Origin of the sequence: Pseudooceanicola pacificus, assembly GCF_009789075.1 — a bacterium.
In the GTDB taxonomy this organism is placed as follows: domain Bacteria; phylum Pseudomonadota; class Alphaproteobacteria; order Rhodobacterales; family Rhodobacteraceae; genus Pseudooceanicola; species Pseudooceanicola pacificus.
Genome location: NZ_WNXQ01000013.1, coordinates 49,975 through 74,311, shown reverse-complemented (window position 1 = coordinate 74,311; position 24,337 = coordinate 49,975). Strand labels below are relative to the sequence as shown.

The 24,337-nt window shown below is 64.6% G+C and carries 21 protein-coding genes; 9 read left to right on the top strand and 12 right to left on the bottom strand.

The annotated features are described in order from the left end of the window. Position 1 precedes the first annotated feature (1 nt). From dctP to GLS40_RS16660, 8 genes are all read right to left on the bottom strand, one after another. The gene (gene dctP / locus GLS40_RS16695) at positions 2 to 976 is read right to left on the bottom strand and encodes a TRAP transporter substrate-binding protein DctP (protein ID WP_160383797.1); all 975 of its coding nucleotides are present in this window, start codon (positions 974 to 976) and stop codon (positions 2 to 4) included. Between the two features lie 54 nt (positions 977 to 1,030). Further along, the gene (locus tag GLS40_RS16690; protein ID WP_160383796.1) at positions 1,031 to 1,972 is read right to left on the bottom strand and encodes a tripartite tricarboxylate transporter substrate binding protein; all 942 of its coding nucleotides are present in this window, start codon (positions 1,970 to 1,972) and stop codon (positions 1,031 to 1,033) included. Beyond that, positions 1,969 to 3,009 carry an amidohydrolase family protein gene (locus tag GLS40_RS16685; protein WP_160383795.1) on the bottom strand — a complete coding sequence of 347 codons (1,041 nt, stop codon included), beginning with the start codon at positions 3,007 to 3,009 and terminating at the stop codon, positions 1,969 to 1,971. Before GLS40_RS16685 ends, GLS40_RS16690 begins: the two co-directional genes overlap by 4 nt. Then, positions 3,006 to 4,502 (bottom strand): tripartite tricarboxylate transporter permease, encoded by a 1,497-nt coding sequence (locus GLS40_RS16680; RefSeq protein ID WP_160383794.1) that lies wholly within the window; start codon positions 4,500 to 4,502, stop codon positions 3,006 to 3,008. Before GLS40_RS16680 ends, GLS40_RS16685 begins: the two co-directional genes overlap by 4 nt. 3 nt (positions 4,503 to 4,505) lie before the next feature. Then, positions 4,506 to 4,967 carry a tripartite tricarboxylate transporter TctB family protein gene (locus GLS40_RS16675; RefSeq protein WP_160383793.1) on the bottom strand — a complete coding sequence of 154 codons (462 nt, stop codon included), beginning with the start codon at positions 4,965 to 4,967 and terminating at the stop codon, positions 4,506 to 4,508. Positions 4,968 to 5,031: 64 nt separating this feature from the next. Continuing rightward, positions 5,032 to 5,985, bottom strand: a complete 954-nt coding sequence (locus GLS40_RS16670; protein WP_160383792.1) for a tripartite tricarboxylate transporter substrate binding protein — start codon at positions 5,983 to 5,985, stop codon at positions 5,032 to 5,034. 28 nt (positions 5,986 to 6,013) lie between these two features. After that, positions 6,014 to 6,694: an RraA family protein gene (locus GLS40_RS16665; RefSeq protein ID WP_202076260.1), complete on the bottom strand. Its 681-nt coding sequence runs from the start codon at positions 6,692 to 6,694 to the stop codon at positions 6,014 to 6,016. 2 nt (positions 6,695 to 6,696) lie between these two features. Then, the gene (locus GLS40_RS16660) at positions 6,697 to 7,707 is read right to left on the bottom strand and encodes a hydroxyacid dehydrogenase (protein ID WP_160383791.1); all 1,011 of its coding nucleotides are present in this window, start codon (positions 7,705 to 7,707) and stop codon (positions 6,697 to 6,699) included. Positions 7,708 to 7,896: 189 nt separating this feature from the next. Between GLS40_RS16660 and GLS40_RS16655 the strand changes: the two genes are divergently transcribed. Beyond that, entirely contained in the window at positions 7,897 to 8,793 is an 897-nt protein-coding gene (locus GLS40_RS16655; RefSeq protein WP_160383790.1) for a LysR substrate-binding domain-containing protein, read from the top strand. A gap of 357 nt (positions 8,794 to 9,150) precedes the next feature. After that, positions 9,151 to 10,143, top strand: a complete 993-nt coding sequence (locus tag GLS40_RS16650) for a serine hydrolase domain-containing protein (RefSeq protein WP_160383789.1) — start codon at positions 9,151 to 9,153, stop codon at positions 10,141 to 10,143. 583 nt (positions 10,144 to 10,726) lie between these two features. Here the strand turns inward: GLS40_RS16650 and GLS40_RS16640 are convergent. After that, positions 10,727 to 11,050: an ArsR/SmtB family transcription factor gene (locus tag GLS40_RS16640; protein ID WP_235905966.1), complete on the bottom strand. Its 324-nt coding sequence runs from the start codon at positions 11,048 to 11,050 to the stop codon at positions 10,727 to 10,729. A 48-nt stretch (positions 11,051 to 11,098) separates the two neighbouring features. Between GLS40_RS16640 and GLS40_RS16635 the strand changes: the two genes are divergently transcribed. From GLS40_RS16635 to GLS40_RS16625, 3 genes are all read left to right on the top strand, one after another. Continuing rightward, on the top strand, positions 11,099 to 11,917 hold the full coding sequence (locus GLS40_RS16635) for an alpha/beta fold hydrolase (protein ID WP_160383787.1): 819 nt from the start codon (positions 11,099 to 11,101) through the stop codon (positions 11,915 to 11,917). A 512-nt stretch (positions 11,918 to 12,429) separates the two neighbouring features. After that, positions 12,430 to 14,298, top strand: a complete 1,869-nt coding sequence (locus GLS40_RS16630) for a cation:proton antiporter domain-containing protein (RefSeq protein WP_160383786.1) — start codon at positions 12,430 to 12,432, stop codon at positions 14,296 to 14,298. After that, complete coding sequence (locus GLS40_RS16625) at positions 14,295 to 15,698, top strand: MATE family efflux transporter (protein WP_160383785.1); 1,404 nt, start codon at positions 14,295 to 14,297, stop codon at positions 15,696 to 15,698. The genes GLS40_RS16630 and GLS40_RS16625 overlap by 4 nt, the downstream gene beginning before the upstream one ends. 98 nt (positions 15,699 to 15,796) lie before the next feature. Here the strand turns inward: GLS40_RS16625 and GLS40_RS16620 are convergent, their stop codons facing one another. The 3 genes from GLS40_RS16620 to GLS40_RS16610 form a co-directional block, all read right to left on the bottom strand. Beyond that, the gene (locus GLS40_RS16620; protein ID WP_160383784.1) at positions 15,797 to 16,564 is read right to left on the bottom strand and encodes an ion transporter; all 768 of its coding nucleotides are present in this window, start codon (positions 16,562 to 16,564) and stop codon (positions 15,797 to 15,799) included. 477 nt (positions 16,565 to 17,041) lie between these two features. Then, positions 17,042 to 18,403, bottom strand: a complete 1,362-nt coding sequence (locus tag GLS40_RS16615; RefSeq protein WP_160383783.1) for a sensor histidine kinase — start codon at positions 18,401 to 18,403, stop codon at positions 17,042 to 17,044. Next, positions 18,400 to 19,071 carry a response regulator transcription factor gene (locus GLS40_RS16610; protein ID WP_160383782.1) on the bottom strand — a complete coding sequence of 224 codons (672 nt, stop codon included), beginning with the start codon at positions 19,069 to 19,071 and terminating at the stop codon, positions 18,400 to 18,402. The genes GLS40_RS16615 and GLS40_RS16610 overlap by 4 nt, the downstream gene beginning before the upstream one ends. A gap of 148 nt (positions 19,072 to 19,219) precedes the next feature. Here GLS40_RS16610 and GLS40_RS16605 point away from each other — a divergent pair, with 148 nt between their 5' ends. The 4 genes from GLS40_RS16605 (at position 19,220) to GLS40_RS16590 (ending at position 24,333) form a co-directional block, all read left to right on the top strand. Beyond that, the gene (locus tag GLS40_RS16605; RefSeq protein ID WP_160383781.1) at positions 19,220 to 20,296 is read left to right on the top strand and encodes a type 2 periplasmic-binding domain-containing protein; all 1,077 of its coding nucleotides are present in this window, start codon (positions 19,220 to 19,222) and stop codon (positions 20,294 to 20,296) included. Positions 20,297 to 20,378: 82 nt separating this feature from the next. Beyond that, positions 20,379 to 22,409 carry a tripartite tricarboxylate transporter permease gene (locus GLS40_RS16600; protein ID WP_160383780.1) on the top strand — a complete coding sequence of 677 codons (2,031 nt, stop codon included), beginning with the start codon at positions 20,379 to 20,381 and terminating at the stop codon, positions 22,407 to 22,409. An 18-nt stretch (positions 22,410 to 22,427) separates the two neighbouring features. Next, positions 22,428 to 23,516 carry a 4-oxalomesaconate tautomerase gene (locus GLS40_RS16595; RefSeq protein WP_160383779.1) on the top strand — a complete coding sequence of 363 codons (1,089 nt, stop codon included), beginning with the start codon at positions 22,428 to 22,430 and terminating at the stop codon, positions 23,514 to 23,516. Between the two features lies 1 nt (position 23,517). Then, positions 23,518 to 24,333, top strand: coding sequence for a universal stress protein (locus GLS40_RS16590; protein WP_160383778.1), 816 nt, complete (start codon positions 23,518 to 23,520; stop codon positions 24,331 to 24,333). The last annotated feature ends 4 nt before the right edge of the window (positions 24,334 to 24,337 follow it).

Below are 24,337 nucleotides of genomic sequence, written 5' to 3'. Positions count from 1 at the left end.
GTTACTTGCCGATGGCCTGGCGCACGGTGGCGAGAGCTTCAACGTATTCCGGCCCGTTTTCCTCGGCCCAGGATTCCCAGAAGGGCGCCAGCTTTTCCGTCGCCATGGCCACATCGCCGTCCGCCGCGTCAACGAGCTGCATGCCGGCTTCGGCCTGCGATTTCTTCTGCACGTCCTCGTCCTCAAGGAAGGCCGCGGTGGTTGCGGGCCCCTCTTCGGCGACGATGGTGCGCAGCTTGGCCTGGGTGTCCTCGGAAAGCGCGTTGAAGCTGTCGGTATTGGCGATGATCATCGAGTTGCCGTAGTTCACCGCGAAGCGATAGTTGTAGGGCAGGAATTCGTGCCAGTTCTTGGCCCCGCCCGCCGAGGCCGTCAGCACGCCCTCGATCACGCCACGTTCCAGCGAGGTCGGCACTTCGGAACCCGAGAGGGTGATCGGCGCGCCGCCGAACGTCTCGATGAACTTGCCCTGCTCGGGCGAGGTCACGCGGATCTTGTGGCCGTTCAGGTCGGCGAGGCTGTTGATCTCGAAGGTGGTGAAGATCGTCTGTTCGGGGTAGCGGTAGCTTCCCAGCAGCACGACGCCCTGATCGGCAAAGGCTTCCACCAGCGTCGGCTCCATCGCGGCATAGGCCTGGGCCCATTCCTCGTCATTCTCGATCAGCATCGGCAGGTTCAGCACGCGGGCGAGCGGCACGCTGCCCGAAAAGAAGAAGTCCGCCGCCATGTCGATGATGCCATCGCCCACGGCCTGGGTGATGTCGGCCGAGGCGATCTGAAGCGTCTTGCCGAGGTGCAGGTCGATGGTCAGGTCGCCATCGGTTTCAGCCGCGACGCGGTCCACGATGCGCTGCATGCCCTTGACCGCCGCGGTCGTGGAGACCGACGAATAGGTGTAGGCAGTCCAGTCGTCAGCATGGGCGACGGCGGCGGATGCAGTGATCAGCGCGGCAGCGCCAAGGGTTTTAAATGTCATGGTTTTCCTCCAGTTTCAAAGCGTTAGGGCGGGCCACGCGGCCCGGCGCTAGGGTCATTTCCAGGGGGTCTCGGCCCAGATCTGGGCGGCGACGTCGTTCTGCTTGGCAGCGGTGGCGGCGAAATCGTCCCCAACCACAAAGGCAATCGGGTTGCCCTGTTCAGCCATCATCGCCTGGAACTCGGGGTTCGCGTTCACCGCACTCAGCGCGGCACGCAGCTTGTCGGCCACCGCCGCGTCCAGGCCCGCCGGGGCGACGATGCCGCGCAGCGACGACATCTGCACGTCATAGCCGAGCTCCTTCGCGGTCGGCACATCGGGGCGGAAGGGCGAGCGGTCCTCGGCCAGCACCGCCAGCACGCGCAACTCGTCGGGGAAGGACGTGGTCTGGCCCAGCGTCATGGTCCCGGCGGCCACATGGCCCCCCATGATCGCGGTGCGCGCGTTGGAGGCGCCCTTGAAAGGCACCAGCGTGAATTCCGCGCCCGAGGCGGCGGCCATCATGTTGGCGCCGAAATGGTCGTTGCCGCCCAGGCTCGACAGCCCGAGCGTGATTGCACCCGGATCGGCCTTGGCTGCCTCGATCAGCTCGTCCAGGGTCTGGAATTTGGACGAGGCCGCGACGGTGATCGTGTTCGGATCCTCGACGAAATTGGCCAGATAGGTAAAGCTCGACACGTCGTAATCGGCGTCGCGGTCATAGGTCAGCGCCAGCGCGGCCGGCAGGTTGAAGGTGCCAAGCGTGTAGCCATCGGGCGCGGCCTGGGAGGTTTCGGTAAAGCCGATCTGCCCCCCGGCGCCGGGCATGTTCTTGACCACGACGGATGCGCCATCGCCCAGCTCTTTCTCAAGAAACTGCGCCACGGTGCGCGCCATCACATCCGTTCCGCCGCCGGCGGAATAGCCGACGATGATCTCGACGGGCTTTTCCGGGTAATCGGCCAGTGCGGTCGTGGCCGCGAGGGCCAGCGCAAGCGCGGTGAGGGTTTTCTTCATGACGGTATCCTCCCAATGTCATCTGAAAAAATCTGTTCGTCGATGCCGTAGGTCCGCGCGGCGCTGCGCCAGAACAGGGCGTCCTGCTCATCGCGGCTGAGCGGCGCGGCAAGGCGTTTGAAGGCGTTCCACAGCGTCCGGTAGCTGACCTGCCCCTTGTCCACGGGGAAGTTGCTTTCGAACATCGCGCGGTCCGGGCCGAAGAGGTCTAGGCAGGTCTCGACCCAGGGTGCCCAGTCATTGGCCAGCGTGTCCGAATGCGGCGGCAGGGCGTCGTCGGCATAGCGCCAGCCAAAGACGCCCAGGCCGAAGCCGCCGATCTTGATCCGGGTGTTGGGCAGCGCAGCCACCTGGGCCAGCGACTCGCGCCAGGCGCGGAAATTGTCGGGGTCAAAGCGGTCATGCGGACCGACGCCCAGCGGGCCGCCGCAATGATCGACGATGACGGCCAGCTCCGGCACGGCCTCCGCCAGGGCGCGGACCTCGTCCAGTTGGGTCTGGTAAGCCCAGACGTCGAGCGTCAGGCCGTGGGCGGCCACCGCCCGCGCGCCGTCAAGGAAAGCGTCGGTGCGCATCAGACCCTGGGGCGGCGGGGTGGGGTTGGAACGGACCGCCGGATCGGCATGCCATGCGGTTGTGTTGCGGATGCCCTTGACCTGGCCTTGCCCGGCCTCGGTCAGCGCGTCGAGCACCGGGCGCACCCTGTCCCCCAATTGCAGGTCCGCCATCGCGACGAGGCCCGCCGGGAAGCGATCCCGCCCGCGCGTCCAGTCCAGCACGGTTTCGACCTCGCCCACGGGGCGCAGCGCCTCGGGGCCCGTCGTGCGATAACCCGTCCGGCACTGGACAAAGAGGCTTGCCCGTACGTCGTGGCCCGCGCCCATATCCGCCATCAGCTCCTCTGCCCGATACCGCCCCTCGGGCCGGTCCCAGAGGTGGTGATGGCAGTCGAAGATCGGCTGCCCCGGCGCAAGGACATCCTCCCGCACCAGAGCGAGCCAGTCCTCGCGAACCTTATGGTGCGGGCTTGCGGTCATACCTCTTTGCGACCGTCGATGAAGCGCTTCTTCAGCGTCGGGCCGACAACCACGGCGATGGTGAGCGCGACGAGGATCAGGCTGGTGGTGTTCTGGAACAGGATCATCGGGTCACCGCGTCCGATCCGCAGGGCCAGGCGCAGGTTCTCCTCGGCGAAACCGCCCAGGATCAGGCCCAGCACCACCGGCGGCAGCGGGAATTTGAGCCGGTCCATCACCCAGCCGATCGCGCCGAAGCCGAGCATCAGGTAGACGTCGAACATCCGCCCGTGGATCGAATAGACGCCGATCAGCATCAGCACGATGATGACCGAGCCGAGCAGCGGGCGCGGCAGGTTCAGCAGGCGCGCGAAGGAGTTGGTCGCGAGCGAACCGCCCAGCAGGACCAGCAGGATCGCCCCGAACAGGAACTGCCACATGAAGCCGAAGACGATGTCGGGGTTGTCCCGGAACAGCATCGGGCCGGGTTGCAGCCCATGCACCAGCAGTCCCCCCAGCATGACCGCCGCAACGGCGGTGCCCGGGATGCCCAGCGTCAGTGCGGGGATCAGCGCCGAGGCGGTGTCGGCATTGTTGGCGACCTCGGCGGCGGCGACGCCCTCGGGTTCGCCTTCGCCCCAGGTCTCGGGGTGCTTGGAGGTGCGGCGCGCCTCGTTATAGGACATGAAGGCCGCCATCGAACCGCCCGCGCCGGGCAGGATGCCGATCCAGATCCCGATGAGGGAGCCGCGGATCCAGGTTTTCCAGTATTTCATCCGCGGCAGGGCCTTCCAGATCGGCTCTGTCCCCAGATTGGAAGAGTTGACGCCATCGGTCTTGAGCGGCGTTTCCAGCAGGTCGATCACCGGCGGCAGCGCGTAGAGGCCGACCAGCAGGATCACGATGTTGATGCCGTCGAGCATTTCCAGCTGGCCAAAGGTAAAGCGGTCGTTGCCGTAGATCGGGTCCGACCCGATGACCGAGACGAAGACCCCGAAACAGGCCGAGATCAGGCCCTTCACCGGGTTGCCGCCCAGCAGGAAGATGATCGAGGCGAGGCCGAAGACGGCGACCCAGAAGACCTCGGACGGGCCGAAGAGCAGCGTCACCTTGGACAGCGGCGGCGCCAGCAGCATCAGCGCAAAGGCCGAGGCGATGCCGCCGATGGAGGACGAGACGACCGCGACCTGAAGCGCAAAGCCGCCCTGACCTTTCTGAGCCATCGGATAGCCGTCAAAGGTGGTGGCGACGGCGGCGGGGGTGCCTGGGATGCGCAGCAGCACGGCGGGAATAGCACCGCCGTACATCGCGCCGTTGTAGATGCCCGCCATCAGGCCGAGCGCGACAAGCGGTTCCAGCCCGAAGGTGAAGGGCACGAGGACCGAGATCGCCATGGTGGCCGAGAGGCCCGGCATGGCGCCCACGACGATGCCGGCGATGACGCCGATCACAACGGCGGCAAAATTCGTCAGGGCAAAGACGTTCGGCAGGGCGTGAAGAAGATCGGAATACATGGCTCAGCGCCCCCAAAAGCGGCCAGTGGGGAAATCCTGGCTCATCCCGAAATCGAAGATTGCCCAGATGGTGCCGACCACGATCACGGTTGCGATCAGAAGGCCCAGGGGGCTGCGGTAGCCGAAGACCCAGGCGACCAGCGGGATCGTTGCGGCGGTGCTGACGTAAAAGCCGATGAAATCGGTGGCGAGCGCATAGGCGACGATCAGCAGGAAGGCCCCGATCACCCGTTTGGGCGACTTGGTCATGGGCTGTGCATCCTCGCCCGCGCGGGCCTTGCGCTGATCCGCCAGCAGCAGCAGGACCGACAGGACAATAAGCCCGATCAGCATGACGGCCGGCAGCAGCGCCGAGATCGCCCGCAGATCATAGGTCGGGATCAGGAAGGCGGCGGCGACCACGATGATGCCGAGCGCGGTCAGGGTCTCGGGCCTTTTCAGGCGGGAAGTGCGGCTCTCGGGCATGGGTCAGCTCTTGATATGAGAGAAAGGGTGCGTGAGGGGGGGAGGGCCCCTCACGCTTGCGGCCTCAGTTCCAGGGGGTGGTTTCCCACACGCCCTTGGCGAGGTCGTAGAGGTCCGAGGTCAGCTGTTTGAAGTCATCGCCCGTCACGACTTCGACCGGGTTGGCGGTCGCGGCCATGGCGGCGAGGAATTCCTGGTCGCTCGCCAGCTGCGAGAAGGCATTCAGCAGCTTGGCCTGCACGTCCTCGGGCAGACCGGCCGGCGCGATGAAGCCGCGCATGGAGCCGTTCACGAGGTCGAGTCCCTGTTCCTTGAAGGTGGGCAGGTCCGGCGCAAAGGTCGAGCGTTCGTTGGTGGCGACGCCCAGCACGTTCAGCTGGTCCTGGAATTCGGCCACTTCCGAGATGTTCAGGATCCCCATCGCGACATGGCCGCCCAGAAGCGCCGTCCGTGCGGGGGCGGAGCCCTTGAACGGCACGATGGTGAATTCCGTCTCGGTGGCGTTCTGCAGCTTGATCAGCGCGAAATGGTCGTCGCCGCCAAGGCTCGACATGCCGACGGTGATCGCCCCGGGATTGGCCTTGGCCTCGGCCAGCAGCTTGTCGAGCGTGTCGAGCCCGCTGTTCTTGGAGGTCACGATGACGTTGGGATCGTTCACCACGTTGGCGAGGTAGGTGAAGCTGTCGCGGTCATAACCGGCCTCGCGGTCGATGGTACGCGCCATCATGCCCGGCAGGTTGAACGTGCCCAGAGTATAGCCGTCCGGGTCGGCATTGGCGGCCTCGGTCACGCCGATCTGGCCCGACGCGCCGGGCATGTTCTTGACGACGAGGCTTGCGCCGTCGCCGAGGTACTTTTCGATGAAGGGCGCGGCGGTGCGCGCCATGACATCGGTGCCGCCACCTGCGGAATAGCCGACGATCACTTCGATCGGCTTTTCCGGATAGTCGGCCAGGGCGGCGCCTGCGGACAGGGCCAGGGCACCGGCAAGGGCCGTCGTCTTGAAGATATTAAACATGATACTCCTCCGCTTCATGCGTGTGGTTTCAGTCGTTGGGCAGGGTGCAGCCACGCTCCTTGAGCGCGCGGTCAACCCAGGTCCGGTCGTTGGTGCCTGCTTCGATGTCGGCCATCTGCTTGATCTCGGCGGCGGATTTCGCCTGCGTGGCCTTCAGGATCGTCTCGGCTTCGTCAATCGGCACGGCCAGCACGCCGTCGCTGTCGCCGATGACGATGTCGCCGGGGTGGATCACCATGCCGTCGATGGCGACGGGCACGTTGAGTTCACCGGGGCCGTCCTTCCACGGGCCGCGATGCGTGACGCCCGCGGCCCATGTCGGCAGGTTGGTTTCGCGGAAATTGTCCAGATCGCGGATCGCGCCGTTGATGACGAGCCCGACGACACCTTTCTTGATCGCATAGGCCAGCATCAGTTCGCCCATCAGCGCGTTGTCCAGCGCCCCGCCCGCGTCGACGACGATCACGTCACCGGGCACGGCGCGGTCGATGGCTGCATGCAGCATCAGGTTGTCGCCGGGCCGCGCCTTGACGGTCAGGGCGACGCCCGCCATGCCGCCCGAGGTGTGCATCGGGCGCAGCGTCGGCCCACCCGCGGTCATGCGCGACATGCTGTCGGAGACATTGGCGACGGGCAGCTTGGCGAATGCGGCGACGATCTCGGGGGGCGCGACACGGTCGCGTTTGAGGATACGGAACCCGGTGGTCATGGTTATTTCTCCAACTTGGCCGGCTCCGCCTGTGCGGCGGCCAGCAATTTGCGATTGATGATGCGTTCGGGGGCGACGGGCGCGCCGTCCAGGATCTGAAAGATCCCGCGCACCGCATCGACACCCACCCGGGCGCCCGCCTGACGGGTCACGCCACCGATATGCGGGGTGAGCACGATTTCCGGCACGGCAAAGAACGGGTGGTCGGCGGCGGGCGGCTCGACGGCAAAGGTATCCAGCCCGGCGCCCGCGAGATGCCCGCTCTGGATTGCGGCAACCAGCGCCGCCTCGTCGATCAGCCCGCCGCGCGCGGTGTTGATGATGTAGGCGCCCCGGGGCATCTGCGCGAGGGTCTTGGCGTTCAGCAAACCGCGCGTCTGCTCGGTCAGCGGGCAATGCAGCGAGAGAATGTCGGAGCGCGCCAGCAGCTCCTCGACGCTGGCACAGCGGGTGACGTCCAGCGCCTGGAAGGCACTGTCGGGCGCGTAGGGGTCATAGCCCAGCAGGTCGAGCCCCAGCCCCTTGGCCATGCGGCCCGTGGCCTGGGCAATCGCGCCCATGCCCATCAGGCCCAGGGTCGACCCGGCGATCTCGTGCCCCGAAAAGCCCGGCTTTTCCCAGCGACCGGCCCGCAGCCCCGCATCCAGCGGCAGCACGCGCTTTACCGTTGCCAGCAGCAGCGCGATGGCGTGCTCGGCCACCGACACCGCATTTGCGCCCGTCGCCACCAGCACCGGGATACCCCGCGCGGCGGCGGCCTCGATGTCGATGTTGTCGACCCCGACGCCATGCTTGGAAATCACCTTGAGTTGCGGCGCCGCGTCCATCACCGCGGCATCCAGACGGCCCATCCGCGAGACGATCCCCTCGGCGCCGGTCTTCTGAAGAAACTCGGAAATCACCGGGCTGTCGGCATAGGGCGGGGTGTGCACCGTGCGATAGCCGTGCTCCTCCACAACCCGGACCGCCGCCGGATCGAGGTCAGGCCCCGTAACGAGGATTGTCTTGCTCATTGCGCGTGTCTCCATAGCGTCCCGAAGCGTCGAGGCGCGCCATTTCGTTTCTTGATCTGTCGATTGATCCGCACCGGTCTCCCAAACCGGGCTGCGGGTCTCCTCCTTGGGTTGGCACCTTAATGCCAAGAATGTCTTCACCAAAGCGCGGAATTCTGGTTATTAGATTTAGACAAACTGGATTTGATGATGGACACCCGGCAGCTAAAGACCCTTCTCGCCATTCAATCCCATGGCACCTTCGCCCAGGCAGCGGACATTGTCGGGCTGACGCCCTCGGCTGTCAGCCAACAGGTCCACGCGCTGGAAGATGAACTGAGGGTGACCATCTTCGATCGCAGCAGCCGACCGCCCCGGATCACGCCGGAAGGGCTTCAGGTTGTTGAAATGGCGCGGGATATCCTGCGCCGCGAAGAGGATACGCGGGCCAGCCTGCGCGGTGACCAGATCGCCGGCACCTTGATGCTGGGCTCGGTGCGCTCGAGCGCGCTGAACCTGCTGCCACGCGCCATGGTGGAGATGCGCCAACGCTACCCGGACCTCAAGCCGAGCCTGCGGGTTTCGCTCTCCACCACGCTCATCGCCGACGTGGCTGCGGGCCGGCTCGATGCCGCCATCGTCGCGGAACACGTCGGGTTTCCCAGTGCCCTGCGGTGGAGCCCCTTCCTGCGCGAACCGCTTTGGCTGATCGCGCCGAAAGGAATGGGGGCAGATGATCCGATCGAGCTGTTGAACACCCGGCCCTACATCCGCTTTCGAAGCGCGGTGCCGCTGGCCAACCTGATCGATACCGAACTGTCCCGCCTTGGGGTCGTGACCAACGACGTGGCCGAAATCGACACCATCGGGTCGATCGTCACCTGCGTGCGGCAGGGCCTCGGCATCTCCGTGGTCACCCATGTTGCGCTTCAGGAGCCCGAGGATCTGAACATCATACGCCGGCCCTTCGGCACCCCGCAGGTGACCCGCCAGATCGGCATCGTCGAAAGAATCGCCGCGCCGCGTGCCGAAATAATCGCACGGCTACACGCGGTCCTCGCCGAACTCTGCGGAGACTATGGCGTGGACCGCCCCGCACGCTCCTGACGGCCTCTGTGCCGACGATCACCACACCGATTTGCCGATCTGCTCTGTCGTCGCAAAGGCTTTGACGGCAGAAGCCCGGTTGGGCGGGAAGCGGGCGTTCGCGGCGCTCTGGGCCAAAGCCCCCGATGCGGGACGGAGCGGGCCGTTGGCCTATTTCTGGGAAAGTCTGCATTGTGGATATGATGCTTGCGGTTACCATCCACCGAAATTGGTGAGAGTGCCGGACACGCATATCGAAAAAATCTTGACGTTCAGAAATGAGTGACCCGAACAATGTTACGATGGAAAATTCCTAGCTTCTTCACATGGTTTGCGATCACTACAGGCGCATTCGCTTCAATGGTCATGGGACAAACGATGCAGGAACGCATGAGCACTGCTATGGATGCAGGCGAGCTGTCAGGGTTGCATGCGACCGTTGTCATGTTCGGCGGCGAACAGATCGCCGAAGCCTATTTCACCGGTAAAGATGAACGTTGGGGCGCGCCAATCGGGATCGTCGAACATGGCCCGGACACACTGCATGACACTCGCTCGATCACCAAGTCCATCATTGGCCTGCTGTACGGGATCGCTCTTGATGAAGGCGTAGTCCCGGACCTCGGAACGCCACTGCTAGATGTTTTTCCAGAATACTCTGATCTCCGCGATGGGTCTGCGCGTGAAACCATCACAATTGCAGATGTGCTGACGATGCAAATGGGAACCGAGTGGGATGAAAGCTTTCCTTATTCGGACTCGCGCAATAGCGAGATCGCGATGGAGTTGGCCGACGATCGCTATCGCTTTGTCCTCGACCGGCCGATGGTGGCAGAACCCGGGACGATCTGGACGTACAACGGCGGCGCTGTCGCGCTTCTGGGCCATCTGATATCCGAAGGCGCGGACATGGGGATCGACACCTATGCACAGACCCGTCTTTTCGATCCCTTGGGCATTTCAGAATTTGAATGGTTGGCGGGTGCTGACGGTGTGCCTTCGGCGGCGTCGGGTTTGCGTCTCACAGCGCGAGATCTTGCGAGAATCGGCGCTATGGTCGCCCGAAATGGAATGTATGACGGTCGTCAGATCGTGCCCGCATCTTGGCTTGATGCCTCATTTCAGACGCGGGCGTCGATCATGGAGGGCTTCAACTACGGGTTCCTTTGGTATCTCGCCTCGGGTCCCAGCGGTGATCAACTCATCATTGCATCTGGCAATGGCGGGCAGCGATTGACCGTACAGTCTTCGGTCGAATTCGTCGTCGCCACCTATGCAGGTCGGTACAATGACTTTGATTCATGGCAGCTGCCGGTTCGCATTATCGGTGAATTCGCAGTTCCAGAGGTTAGTCGCGTCCGGTCAGAGTAGTCTGAGAACCGATGCCATGTCTGGAAACCCGACATTCATGAACTGCGCAGCATTCGACACTTTGGACTCGAAGCCGCCGTTCGCTGCGTAGGTTGCCAACATCCGCTCAGCCCCGTCAGTGAAGACGGCCCATGCCTTTTCTGCCCGACGATCCTGCCTTTGTTCCAAGCTGGGCGCAGCGTGCGAATGGCGGGCGGGTATGGTGTTTGCATGATGGATCCTCCGATCCACCACGCCCACCCTCGGCGACAAGGACCGAAGCACCGGGATGGTCGACCCGGAGACACCAGGTCTCGGCTGTCCTGTTCTCCAGCCAGGTAGAGAGTTCATCCAGATCGTCGCGATGATCTGCGCGGCATAGGTCGATGACGGATCTGCGCAAAACCGCCACCGCCAACTCGGCATCGGCTCTTTGCGCCCGACGGATCGGGAGTGTCATTCGCTCTCGACCTGCACCTTCTGCGCCGACGCATACAGGCAAGGCCAGGCACCGAAACGTCGGCTTTGTCCGCATGGCAGCTGTCGGCCGTCAGGTTCGGGGCCGATCTTGCTTGCCGACGCAACAAAGATCCGCTCTGACCCCTCAGCCATCGGTCAAGGTCACGGAAATTTCACGCCCCAGCCAAGTCAGATAGCCGCTGATCGCCGCCTCGTCCCTTTTGCAGTAGGACCATTTCAGGTGCCTTTGCACGGTTATGAAACCCGCCTGCCTAAGAATGTCCAGATGCCGGCTGGCGGTGGGTTGGGCGACGGCAAGCGCCTCGGCAATCAAAGTCATGCACACGCCGAATTTCACCGGGTCGGCTGACCGCTGCTGGCCGAAGTGCTTTTGAGGGTCCGCCAGCAGCTGAAGAATTCTCAGCCGCTGCGCGCTGGCCATTGCTTTGATTTGCGTTGATTTGTCCATATATGCATTCATATAGCTGTTCAGCTATATGACAATGTGAGTTGTGTGATGCTCGATCTTCCGAATACGGCGATCATCAAGGAAAATGCCGTCCGTTGGGGCAGAATAGGCAGCGGGCCGCCGCTCGTCGCCATCCACGGGACGCCTTTCTCGTCACAGGTCTGGCGACGGATCGTGCCGCATTTTGCCGACCGCCGCACGGTTTACTACTTTGATTTGATTGGCTACGGGCTCTCCGAAAAGCGCGAGGGACAGGATGTTTCGCTCGCCGTTCAGAACGAGCTTCTTGCCGCCCTGTTTGCGGAATGGGGGCTCGAACGCCCTGACGTTCTGGCGCATGACTTTGGCGGGGCGACCGCGTTGCGCGCATACTATCTGAACGGGCTGCGCTATGCCTCGCTGACGATCTTCGATGCGGTTGCCCTTGCGCCCTGGGGGTCGCCGTTCGTGCAGCACGTGCGCCGGCATGAAGAGGCGTTCAGCGGGATGCCCGACTATATGCACACTGCGCTGTTGCGGGCCTATCTGCAGACGGCGGCACACAAACCTCTATCGGACGAGGCCCTTGCCATCTACAGCGCGCCGTGGCTTGGGCCGGTCGGTCAGCCAGCGTTCTACAGGCAGATTGCCCAGATGGACCAACGCTATACGGATGAAGTTGAGGCGCAGTATAGCCGGATGGACTGTCCCGTTACCGTTCTGTGGGGGCAAGAGGACGATTGGATACCGTATTCAAAGGGCCATGAACTTGCCGGGCTGATCTCGGATCGACCGCTGATCCCGGTTCCGGACGCCGGGCATCTGGTGCAGGAGGATTGCCCGGAGTGTCTGGTGGCGGAAGTTCTCAAGAGCCTCGGCGGCCGCTGATTGTCCGCTTCGGGCTGAAAGCGACGCAGGTTGGCTGGCACCCGAGGACCGGCCCGCGGCATCGCCGCATGGACCGCCCATCGGCCAATCCCGGGCGCTGATGAGGCCGGTGGCAAAGCGGCGGGCCTGCCTGACGGGCTGGGCCCGCAGCCAATTCATCCGGCTGATTTCCAATGGATAAATGACCGTTCCGGAAGGGTCGGCAAGGCCTGGGCCGTTACGGCACCTTCGGAGGTGTCCCGGCGGAGTTCAAAGGCGTGTCGAGCGTGCTGATGACCCATGATGCGCCTGTGCCATAGATAAACGACAGTTCGCCCAGGTTCCCAGACATGCCGCAACGCTCCGGTGCACGCGGCGACCCTGTCGCCGACGAACCGCGAGGCCTGGGAACGGGCGGAACCGCAACTGGTTTGGTCGCGCGGGAAGGGAGCAAGGCTCCGGTCGCAAAATGGGCTTGCCCCCCTCCTTCACGGCAATGCTAGGATGCCGGACCGAGCAAGCGAGGGGTTCCGGTGACTGATTTTCTGCTCTTGGCCTTTATCTTCCTGATCGCCGGCGTGTGTTCGGTGCCAATCGCCACCCGGCTCGGGCTGGGGTCGGTGCTGGGCTACCTGATTGCCGGGATCGTCATCAGCCCGATCCTGGCTTTGCTGCATGTCGACGTGGTGTCGCTTCAGCATTTTGCAGAGTTCGGCGTCGTGATGATGCTGTTCCTTGTGGGGCTGGAACTTGAGCCAAAGCTGCTCTGGTCGATGCGGGGGCGCCTGCTGGGGCTGGGTGGTGGTCAGGTCGCGCTGACCGCGCTTGCGGTGATGGCCGTTGCGATGGTGTTCGGGCAGGTCTGGACTGTCGCCCTGACGATCGGCCTCGTCCTGGCGCTGTCCTCGACCGCGATCGTTCTGCAGACCTTGAGCGAAAAGGGCCTGATGAAAAGCGACGGCGGGCAGTCAAGCTTTTCCGTTCTGCTGTTTCAGGACATCGCCGTCATCCCGATGCTTGCCCTGATCCCGCTGCTGGCCATGCCCGAGCTGGTCGAGGCGATGGCCCATGCGGATCATGGCGGCGGCGGCGATCACGGCGGATCGCTCAGCCTTGTCGAGGGGTTGCCGGGCTGGGGCGTCGCCCTTGTCACATTGGGGGCCATTGCGGCCGTCGTCGGGATCGGGTCCTTTCTGACCGGGCCGATTTTCCGCTTCATCGCCGCCGCCAATCTGCGCGAGCTTTTCGTTGCCGCCGCCCTGATGATCGTGATCGGCATTGCCCTGCTGATGTCCCTTGTCGGGCTGTCCCCGGCGCTTGGCACGTTCCTTGCCGGGGTTGTGCTGGCCAACAGCGAATACCGTCACGAGCTGGAAAGCGACATTGACCCGTTCAAGGGCCTGCTTCTCGGGCTGTTCTTCATGACGGTCGGGGCCGGGATCAATTTTGGCCTGCTCTTCGACAACTTCGCCACCATCCTGGCCCTGACGCTGGGGATGATGATCCTCAAGGCGGCGGTGTTGTTCGCCCTTGCCGTCATCTTCAGGGTTGGCAGCGCGGACCGCTACCTGTTTGCGCTCGGCCTCGCGCAGGCGGGCGAATTCGGCTTTGTCTTGCTGTCCTTCACGGTCGCCAACGCAGTTCTGCCAGCCGCCATTGCGGATCGGTTGTTGCTTGTCGTGGCCCTGTCCATGTTGCTGACCCCGGCGCTCTTCATCCTCTATGACAGGCTCATCGCCCCCCGGTTCGACGGCAGGGAAGAGCGTGAAATGGATCGGATCGAGGAAACCAGCAATGTGATCATCGCCGGGCATGGTCGCGTGGGCGGGATCGTCGCGCGGTTGCTGCGCGGCGCGGGGCTGACGCCAACCGTCATCGATTTCAGTTCCAAACAGCTGGAAATGCTCAAGGCGTTCAGCGTTCAGGCCTATTACGGCGATGCAACGCGCCCGGATCTGCTGCATGCCGCCGGCATAGATCAGGCGAAGCTGCTCGTCATCGCAATCGACGGGAAAGACCAGATCACCGAGCTGGTCAAATACGTCAAGCATCATCACCCCGATGTGCATATCATCGCGCGGGCGGTGGACCGTGGGCACGTCTATGACCTGTGGTTTGCCGGATGCCGGGATATCATTCGCGAAACCTACGACAGTTCCTTGCGCATGGGCCGGTCGGCTGTCGAGGCGCTTGGCTACAGCCGGAGCCAGGCCGAGCGGCTGGTCGAGACCTTCGCCGATTTCGACCGTACGTCCATGTTGATCGCGGCCGAGCATCACGACCCGGCGATCCCGTTGCACCAGAACCAAGCCTATATGGCCCGCTTCAATCAGGAGCGTGAGAGCATGGAGGCCGACCTTTTCAGACGTATGAGCGCCATCCTGTCCGAGACACAGGTGTGAGCGAGGGGCAGGCCCGGTTCCTGACCGGCAGCCTTTCGCGCCACATCGCCACCATGTCGCTTACGGCGGCGGTGGGTCTTCTGGCGCTTTTTGTCGTGGATCTGGTGGACATGGTGTTCATCTCGATGCTGGGTGTGGCGGAACTGGCCGCCGCCGTGGGCTTTGCCGGGTCCATCCTGTTCATGACCACCTCGGTCAGCATCGGTTTTGCCATCGCGGGGGGCGCCCTGGTGGCCCGTGCACTGGGCGAAGGCAACCCGGACCGCGCGCGCGAGGTCTTGACCCATGTGCTGGCCCTGGGGGTCATCTTTGCGATTGGATTCGCGGCGGTGATCTTTCTCAACCTGCCGGGTCTGACCGCGCTTGTCGGCGCGACAGGAGAGACGCAGACCCTGTCGATTGCCTATCTGCGCATTCTGATCCCGACCATGCCGATCCTGATGGTCGGCATGATCGCCTCGGCCGCCCTGCGCAGTCATGGCGCGGCAAACCTGTCGATGTTGGTCACGGTCATTGGCGGTGTGGTCAACGCGGTGCTGGATCCGATCCTTATCTTTGTTCTGCACATGGAGCTGGAGGGCGCGGCCTGGGCGTCGGTCGCGGCGCGTCTGTCCATCGCAGGTTCGGCGCTGTGGTACATCACCCACCGCTTTGGCGGGCTGGCCGGACGGTCGCCGACAGCCATCTTCAAGGATACGCGAACCATTGCCGCGTTTGCGGTCCCGGCGATGCTGGCCAATATCGCAACCCCGGTGGGCAGCGCCTATGTGACACGCGCCGCGTCGTCCTTTGGCGAAGAGGCCGTGGCGGGCATGGCCGTTGTCGGGCGCCTGACGCCTATCGCCTTTGCCCTGATCTTTGCCATGTCAGGCGCCATCGGCCCGATCATCGGTCAGAATTTCGGCGCCGGTCAGCTTGACCGAGTGCGCGACGCATTTCGCCGGGCCATCGCGCTGTGCATCGCCTACGTTGTCCCCGTGGTGGCGCTGCTGTTTCTCTTGCGCGCACCGATTGCCGACCTGTTCGGTGCGCAGGGCACGACCCGCGACCTGATCTATCTCTTTTGCGGGCCGCTCTCGCTGGCCTGGGTGTTCAACGGCGTCATCTTCATTGCCAACGCATCCTACAACAATCTGGGCCATCCGTTCTATTCGACCTGGGTCAACTGGGGACGCAACACGCTGGGGGTGGTTCCCTTCGTCGCTGTCGGCGCCGCCCTCTGGGGGGCGGCGGGTGTCCTGATCGGCCAGATGGCAGGGGGGGCGCTGATGGCCCTGGTGGCCCTCTGGCTTGCCAAGCGCGTAATGGATCAGGCCGCGACAGCCCCGACAGAGCCGCCCGAGCGCCCGCCCTTTCTCGCCCATCGGCGGGCGTTCACGATGCTGCACCACCGCCGCTAGAGATCTGTCCGTAGAGTTGGGTGACGGCTTGGGTCGGACCGTCCGCGCGCTGTTGATGCTGTTCCGGACCTGGCGGGCAGGCCATCAACAGGCGGGAGTCATCGTTTCTCTTTCAACAGGTCCTCGATCGCCACAAGACGCCGCATCACATCGTCGCGGTAGCTGTCCGTTGCAGCGTTGGTTTCCTGGGAATGTGCGTCCTGCATGGAGTTGACGATCAGACCCACGAGGAGGTTAACGACCGCAAATGTCGTGATCATGATGAAGGGCACGAAGAATATCCACGCTTCGGGATGGACCTCCATCACCGGGCGGACAATGCCCATCGACCAGCTTTCCAAGGTCATCACCTGGAACAACGTGTAGAGAGACGCGCCCAGTGAGCCGAACCAGTCGGGAAAGGTCGCGGCGAAGAGTTTGGTCGCGATCACGGCGGCAATGTAGAAGATCACCGCCATGAGCAGAAAGACCGAGGCCATCCCCGGCAGGGCCGAGATGAAGCCTTCGACCACGCGGCGCAGGGTCGGTGCCACCGAAACCACGCGCAACAGACGCAGAATGCGGAGCGCCCGAAGGACGGACAGCCCCCCGGCGGCCGGCACCAGCGCGATGCCGACCACGAGGAAGTCGAAGACGTTCCACGCATTTCGAAAGAACCGCAGGCCGCGCGCATAGAGCTTGGCCAGAAGCTCTGCCACGAAGATCGCAAGGCAGGCAGTGTCCAGCGTCACGATGAGCCAACCGGCTGAATTCATGACCGGTTTGGAGGTTTCGAGCCCAAGAATGACCGCGTTGAACAGGATCACCCCCATGATCGCGTAGCGCGTCGACGGGTGGTCGAGAAAATCGGAAAGGTGCTGACGCATCTTTGGTTCGGTTCCTGTTAAATCCAGACGTATCTAGGACGTCTGCAAAGGACATTCCAGCCCGTGGCCGCCGGTCGCACCCGGCGCGGCGGCGACTGGGGGCAGCCCTTCCAGCATATTCGTGCCAGGTGCAAGATTTTGCGCCGTTTTCCCAAGACCGGACACCCGGCGGCGGACAGCTCGCCCCGGCATAGGGCGCGGTTCGACAGAGCTTAGCCCGGTCGCGTCCTGCCACAGCCACGCGCCAGGGATCGCGCGCATGCGCGAGGGTTTGCACCGCCACCCCGGCGATCGAAAACGTCGGGGGCCGTGGCGCCAATGCCGGTTTCACCTCTGGCTGCACCCACCGCGCCGCGCGGGAAGGGGCAGGGGGCCAGCCGGACCATCCGGCGGATTGGCTGGCCAAACGCCCAGCCGATCCGGGGTTCAGGTGTCGCGCCCGGCCTGGGCACATACTGGCGAAGCGGTGCCTGTCCCTCAGCCCTCTGCGTGGCGCGGGAACCGAAGGCGGAACCTGGTCCCCCGTTCGGTCGGCACGATATCGACCCGCCCCGCGTGCCTGACCATCACCTGTTCCACGATGGCGAGCCCCAGCCCGGTCCCCTCGCCATATTGCAACTGCGAGAAACGGCGAAAGGCGGTGCTGACCTTGTCGGGCGGGATGCCGACGCCGTCATCCGCGACCTCGATCAAGACATCCCTGCCGTCTGCATATGTGCGCACGTTGAACGCGGTCATCTCCGCCCCGCCATGCTTCAGCGCATTTTCGAGGATGTTGATCAAGGCCTCGCCAATCAGAACGGGATTGCCAAGCACAACAAGCGGGTCCGGGTGAGGGGCAAGCGCAAAGCCCAGGTCGCGGGACAGCGCCTTGGCGGCAAAGGCGCGGCAGACATCCTCGACAACCGTGTTCAGGTCGAACGGCGCCATCGCCGTGCTCTCGTCGTAGCGGAGGCGCTCAAGGGACAGCAACTGCTCGGCCAGCCGTGCGGATTTGCGGGCGGCTTCTATCAGCTGCTCTTCGCATTTGGCGCGTTCTGCCGTGTCCTGCATCTGCGGAAGCGTTTCGGCCAGGGTCAGGATCGCCGCCGCCGGATTGCGCAGCTGGTGCGCCGCGTCCGAGATGAAGGCCTGATGCGCCTCGAAGCTGTCTTGCACCTGGCGCAAAAGGCGGTTGAGGGTCGAGACGATGCCGGACACCTCATGCGGCACCGCGCGGCGGATCGGGCCGAGATCGTCCGGAGAGCGCCGCCGGATCGCGGCCTCCAGATCGTTCAGGGGGCGCAGGCCGATCTGCACGCCGAACCAGACGACCAGGGCCAGCGTCGCCATCAGGCCGGCAATCAGCGCCGCCGCCCGCAGGGCCAGCTCTCGCGCAAAGGCGCGGCGGTCGCTGACGCGCTGCCAGACCGTCACGACCGTATCGCCGGTCAGGTTCCCGATGACGCGGTTTTCGATCATGCGCATGACGCGCATGTCCTCGCCGCGATAGGTCGCGAAATAGTAGAACGGCAGTTCCCGGACGACCGGCGTTTCGGGGCGCGGCGGATAGGCATAGCCCGTCACGTAGACGCCGCCCGGGCCGGTGACGTGATAGAAAACTTCGCCGCCCCCCGCGTCCGAGATGACCCGCCGAGTGCTGGGCGACAGCGCGTCCCCTTCCGAAATCGCCACATCGCGTGAAATCGCCAGGGCTGCGGAAAGGAGGGAGCGGTCGAACAGGTCCTCCGAGGTGCGCTGCGCCACCTCGAACCGCCACCATCCCAGCAGGACCGAAACGACCAGGAGCGGCGGCAGGATCAGCAGGAACAGCCGCAGGCGCAGAGATCGTGCCCTCACGGGGTTTCGATCTCGAGCATGTAGCCCAGGCCGCGGGCGGTCTTGATCCTGATCCCGAACCGTTCCAGCCGCTTGCGCAGGCGCGAGACATGCGGCTCGATGGCGCTGTCTTCGGCGTCCGAGCCGGTGCCGTAGACATGGGTGATCAGCTGCGCCTTGGACACGATCCGCCCGCGCCGCTCGAACAGGCATTCCAGCGTCGCGATCTCCTTGCGCGGGATGTCGAGCGGCTGTTCGTCCTTCAGCACCTGGCGCGCGGTCCGGTCGAAGACCAGCGGCCCCAGCGTGTCCCGCGCGGCAAATTCCAGATTCTTGCGCCGGGCCATGGCGCGCAGCCGCGCTTCCAGCTCGTCCATTTCGAAGGGTTTTGTCAGGTAGTCGTCCGCCCCCGCATCCAGCCCCGCGACGCGTTCCGCCGTTTCGGAGCGGGCAGTCAGCAGGATCACCGGCGTGCCATCGCCCCGCCGCCGCAAGGCGCGCAGCACGTCGAGCCCGTCCATACCGGGCAGGTTCAGGTCCAGCACCACCAGGTCCGCGCCCTCTTGCGACAGGAAACTGTCCGCCTCGCGGCCATCGTGCAACAGGTCGACGGCATGCCCCCTGTCCCGCAGGCGAAATGCGATTCCCTGGGCCAGGGCTTGATTGTCTTCGATCACGGCAATGCGCATGCTCAGTTATTTGTCATGATGCGCAAGTTTCGCGCAAGGTTGGGACGGCATGTTGCCGGCGTTGGAGGAGGGAATCATTCCCTTGAAACGAAAGTACATGGAACGCCGGGGCCTTGTCCCGGTGCGACAGGTCTACGGGAGGACACCAATGACCATCAAGCAACTCGCAACCTCGGTTGCCGCGGCCGCATTTCTGGCATCCCCGGCGCTTGCCGAAGTCGACTTTTCCGGCAAGACGATCGAATGGGTCATCCCGTTCTCGGAAACCGGCGGTTCGGCCAAATGGGCCAACTTCTTTGCCCCGCTCCTGTCCAAAGAGCTGCCGGGCAATCCCACCGTCGTGGTGAAATTCATGCCGGGTGCGGGCTCCACCAAGGGCGCCAACTGGTTCCAGGAACAGGAATACGATGACGGCACGCTGATCTTCGGCACCTCCGGGTCGACCCAGTTCCCCTTCCTGCTGGACGACCCGCGCGTGCGCTACGAATATTCCGACTGGGTGCCGGTCATGGCCTCGGGCACGGGCGGTGTCGCCTACCTCAACCCCGAGGACGGCGCGAAATTCGACGGCTCGGCCAACAACCTCAAGGACATCGACTTCATCTACGGCTCGCAGGGGGCGACGCGCCTTGACCTCGTGCCGCTGCTGGCCTGGGAAATGCTGGGCATGAACGTCGAGCCGGTCTTTGGCATCAAGGGGCGCGGTGACGGCCGCCTGATGTTCGAACGTGGCGAGGCCACCATCGACTACCAGACCTCGTCCAGCTACCTCGGCGCCTCTGCCGATCTGGTTGCGCAGGGCAAGGCCGTGCCGATGATGTCCTGGGGCGCGCTGGACGACGAAGGAAACATCGTGCGCGATCCGACCTTCCCGGACATGCCGACCTTCAAGGAAGTCTGCGAAGCGACCGATGGCTGCGAGACCTCGGGCGAGGCATGGGATGCATGGAAAGCCTTCTTCGTGGCCGGCTTCCCGGTGCAAAAGATCGCCTTCCTGCCCAACGGCACCCCGGATGACGTGGCGCAGGCGTATACCGACGCCTTCGATGCCGTGCGCAAAAGCCCGGACTTCCCGGCCATCGCAGCCAAGCACGTTGGCAAATACGAAGTCTTTGTCGGTGCAGGCGCAGCCAGGGCAACCAAGGAGGGCACCACCGTGTCCCCCGAGGCCAAGGCCTTCGTGATCAACTGGCTGCAGGAAGCCTATGGCGTTTCGCTGAACTAAGCGACGCCCTGCGGCCCCCGCCGATCCGGCGCGGGGCCGCCTGACCGACCTATTCCACAACTCAAAATCGAAAGCCGGTGCGATGGATGTATTCGCCACCGCCCTCCCTGCGCTTGGCCAGGCATGGGCCCTGATTCTGCAACCCGAAGTCCTGGGATATCTCGTCCTCGGCGTGGTGATGGGACTGGCCGTCGGGGTATTCCCGGGCCTGGGCGGCATCGCCGGGCTTTCGCTGCTGCTGCCCTTCATGTTCGGCATGGACCCGGTGCTGGGCCTTGCGCTGATGGTCGGCATGGTCGCGGTGGTGCCGACTTCGGACACCTTCGCCTCGGTGCTGATGGGCATACCCGGATCCTCGGCGTCACAGGCCACCGTGCTCGACGGCTTTCCGCTGGCCAAGAAGGGGCAGGCGGCGCGGGCGCTCTCGGCGGCCTTCACCTCGTCGCTGTTCGGCGGGCTGGTGGGCGCGGCCTTCCTGACCCTGTTCATCATCGTGGCGCGCCCGCTGGTCCTGGCCTTCGGGCTGCCGGAAATGTTGATGATCTCGGTCCTCGGCCTGTCGATGGTGGCCGTGCTGGCGGGGCGCGTCGCGCTCAAGGGGCTGGCGGCGGCGGGCCTGGGCATGCTGATCGGCACGATCGGCGAGGCCGATGCGGGCGGGTCGCTGCGCATGGCCACCTATGACATTCCCTATCTCACGGACGGGCTGAAGCTGGTGATTGTCGGCCTCGGCATCTTTGCCGTGCCAGAAATTATCTCGCTGCTGCGCCAGGACCGCTCCATCGCCAAGGACGCCAAGCTGGGCGCGGGCTGGGGCGAGGGCGTGCGCGACTGGGTTGCCAACAAGTGGCTCTCGGTCCGCTGCTCGCTGATCGGCGTCTTGGTCGGCGTGATCCCGGGCCTTGGCGGGTCGGTCGTGGACTGGATCGCCTATGGCCACGCGGTGCAGACCACCAAGGACAAGTCCAACTTCGGCAAGGGCGAAATCCGCGGCGTGATCGGGCCGGAAAGCTCGAACAACGCCAAGGAGGGCGGCGGGCTGGTTCCCACCCTGCTTTTCGGCATCCCCGGCTCCGGCTCGATGGCGATCTTCATCGGGGCCATCGCCCTGCTGGGCTCGGGCGACATCGAGGTCGGCCCCTCCATGCTGCGCGACAATCTCGACATCACCTATTCCATCGTCTGGCTGCTGGCGCTGGCGAACGTCGTGGGCACCATCATGTGCATCGCGGCCTCGGGCGGCATCGCCCGGCTGACCACGATCCGCTTCACCTACCTCGCGCCGTTCCTGTTCATGCTGATCTCTTTTGCGGCATTCCAGTCGGGCCAGAACTTCGAGGACATCCTCGCCCTGTTCACCATCGGCCTGATCGGCATCTTCCTGCGCCGTTTCGACTGGTCGCGCCCGGCCTTCCTGATCGGTTTCGTCCTGTCCAACCCGGTCGAGAAATTCTCGAACCAGGCGTTCCAGATCGCGTCGTTCCGGTTCCGCAAATCCTTTGAGGAGGGGATCGACTACATCTTCTCGCCCATCGTGATCGTGCTGCTGATCGTCACCGTGATCTCTGTCGTGCTGGGCCTGCGTCAGGCGAAATCCATCATGGCCGAGGGCGACGTGAAATCCGGCTCCAAGCGCGCGCCGGTGGTCTTCCTTCTGGTCATCATGGCCTATGTCGTGGCCGCGCTGATCAACGCGAACATGATCCCCGACTACAACATGACGGACAAGATCATACCGCTGGTGATCGGCGGGGTCACACTGCTGGCGCTGCTGATCCTGCTGGTGCAGATGATCCTGCGCCCCGAGACAGACGCCCTCTTTGCCGACAAGGAACTGGCCGGAGAGGATGCCGACGCGCCCTATGGCCTATGGCCGACGCTGGCGTGGTTCGGGGGGCTGATCGTCGCGACCTATTTCCTGGGCTTCATCCTCGCATTGCTGGGCTTCCTCGTGGCCTTCCTTCGGGTCCGCGCGCAGGCCTCGTGGCCCAAGACGCTGATCCTGACCGCTTCGGGCATCGCGCTGATGTGCGTCATGGCCGGCGCGCTGAACCGGGATTTCCCGCCGGGGCTGCTGCAGGGCTTTGTCGATCTGCCCTGGCCGCTGAAATAATCCAACGGAGTGAATGACATGACACAGACAGGCATTCCTTTCGTCTTCATGCGCGGCGGCACCTCGCGCGGGCCGTATTTCAATCGCGCTGACCTGCCCGAGGACCGCGAGACGCTGGCCGAGGTGCTGCTCGCGGCGCTCGGTTCGGGCCATGCGATCAATATCGACGGCATCGGCGGCGGGGTGGCCGTGACCACCAAGGTCGCGATGCTCTCGGCCTCGGACGATGACTGGGCGGATGTGGACTATTTCTTTGCCCAGGTCTCGGTCGAGGACCGGCTGGTGGATTTCAAGCCGACCTGCGGCAACATCCTGTCGGGCGTCGGCCCGGCGGCGGTGGAAATGGGTCTGGTCACGCCCAGGGGCGACGAGACCGAGGTGAAGATCCGCGCCGTCAACACCGGCGCGCGGGTGCTGGCCCGGGTCCAGACGCCGGGCGGCGCCATGCGCTATGACGGCGAGGCGGCGATTGCCGGGGTGCCGGGGACGGCGGCCCCCATCGCGTTGAACTTCATGGGCGTGGTCGGCTCTTCGACCGGGGCCTTCCTGCCCACCGGCAACCTGCGCGACAGCTTCGACGGGATCGAGGTCACCTGCATGGACGTGGCGATGCCCATGGTCATCGCCCGCGCCGCCGATTTCGGCCTGACCGGATACGAGACCGTGCAAGAGCTGGACGAGAACCGCGGTTTCTTTGCCCGGATGGAGGCCATCCGCCTGCAGGCCGGGGCGGCCATGGGCATGGGCGACGTGTCGCAATCCGTGACGCCGAAATTCGGCCTGCTTGCCCCGGCCCGCGACGGCGGCACCATCGCGGCGCGCTATTTCATGCCCTGGACGACGCATCCGTCGATGGCGGTCACGGGGTCGCAATGTCTTGCCTCCTGCGCGCTGACGCCGGGCACCGTGGCGGACGGGCTGCTGGAGCGACCCACCCAAAGCCCCGCGAATGTGGTGCTGGAACATGCCTCGGGCATCATCGAGGTGCTGGTGGATTTCGAGATGAACAACCACTTCACCCTGAACTCCGCCGGGCTGCTGCGCACGGCGCGCAAGCTGGCGGACGGGCGGGTCTATGTGCCTGCCTCTGTCTGGAAGGGACACTGACATGCCGATGAAAAACCTTCTGGTGGCCTTCAACGGCTCTGACGGATCGGTGGCGGCCCTGCGCTATGCGGCGTCGCTGGCCGAACGCTTCGGCGCCCATGTCACCGCCATGCTGGCCCACAGCGGCCATGAGGTGATCGACAAGCGGTCGCGCTGGATCCCGAAAGAGGCCCGCGCCCTGCTCGACGCGGTCAACACCGACATCCTGCGCGAGATCGAAGAGCGGTTCGAGGCAGAGCGCACGCGCCTGGGTCTGGCCAATGCCCTGCAGCTGACAGAGGTCACGGGCCGCGTCGATACGGTGCTGTCCGAGGCCGCGCGCCACTATGACACGCTGATCGTGGGCACCCGGTCCGACGATGACGACGGACATGTCACGCTGCACCCGGACCGCATTGCGCTGCTCTCGGGCCGCCCGGTCATCGTGGTGCCCGCCGGTTACGATGCCGGCGCGGCGAACAGCCATATCGCCCTGGCCTGGGACGGCGGCCGCGCCGCCGCGCGCGCCCTGTCCGACAGTCTGCGTCTGGTCGAGGACGAGGGCCGCGTCAGCGTGCTGACCGTCGGGCCGCGCACCGCCTGGCCGATCGAGGACCTGATGTTGCATCTGTCGCGTCACGGTGTCGAGGCGATCCACGAGAACTGGCCGACGACACATCCCGTGGCCGATACGGTGCTGACCTGGTGCAACAAGCACGCCCCCTCGCTGCTGGTGCTCGGCGCCTTCGAACATTCGAAATTCCGCGAGGATTTCCTTGGCGGCGTGACCACCGACATCCTGTCGCGCACCAAGATCCCTGTTCTGTTGTCTCATTGAGGAC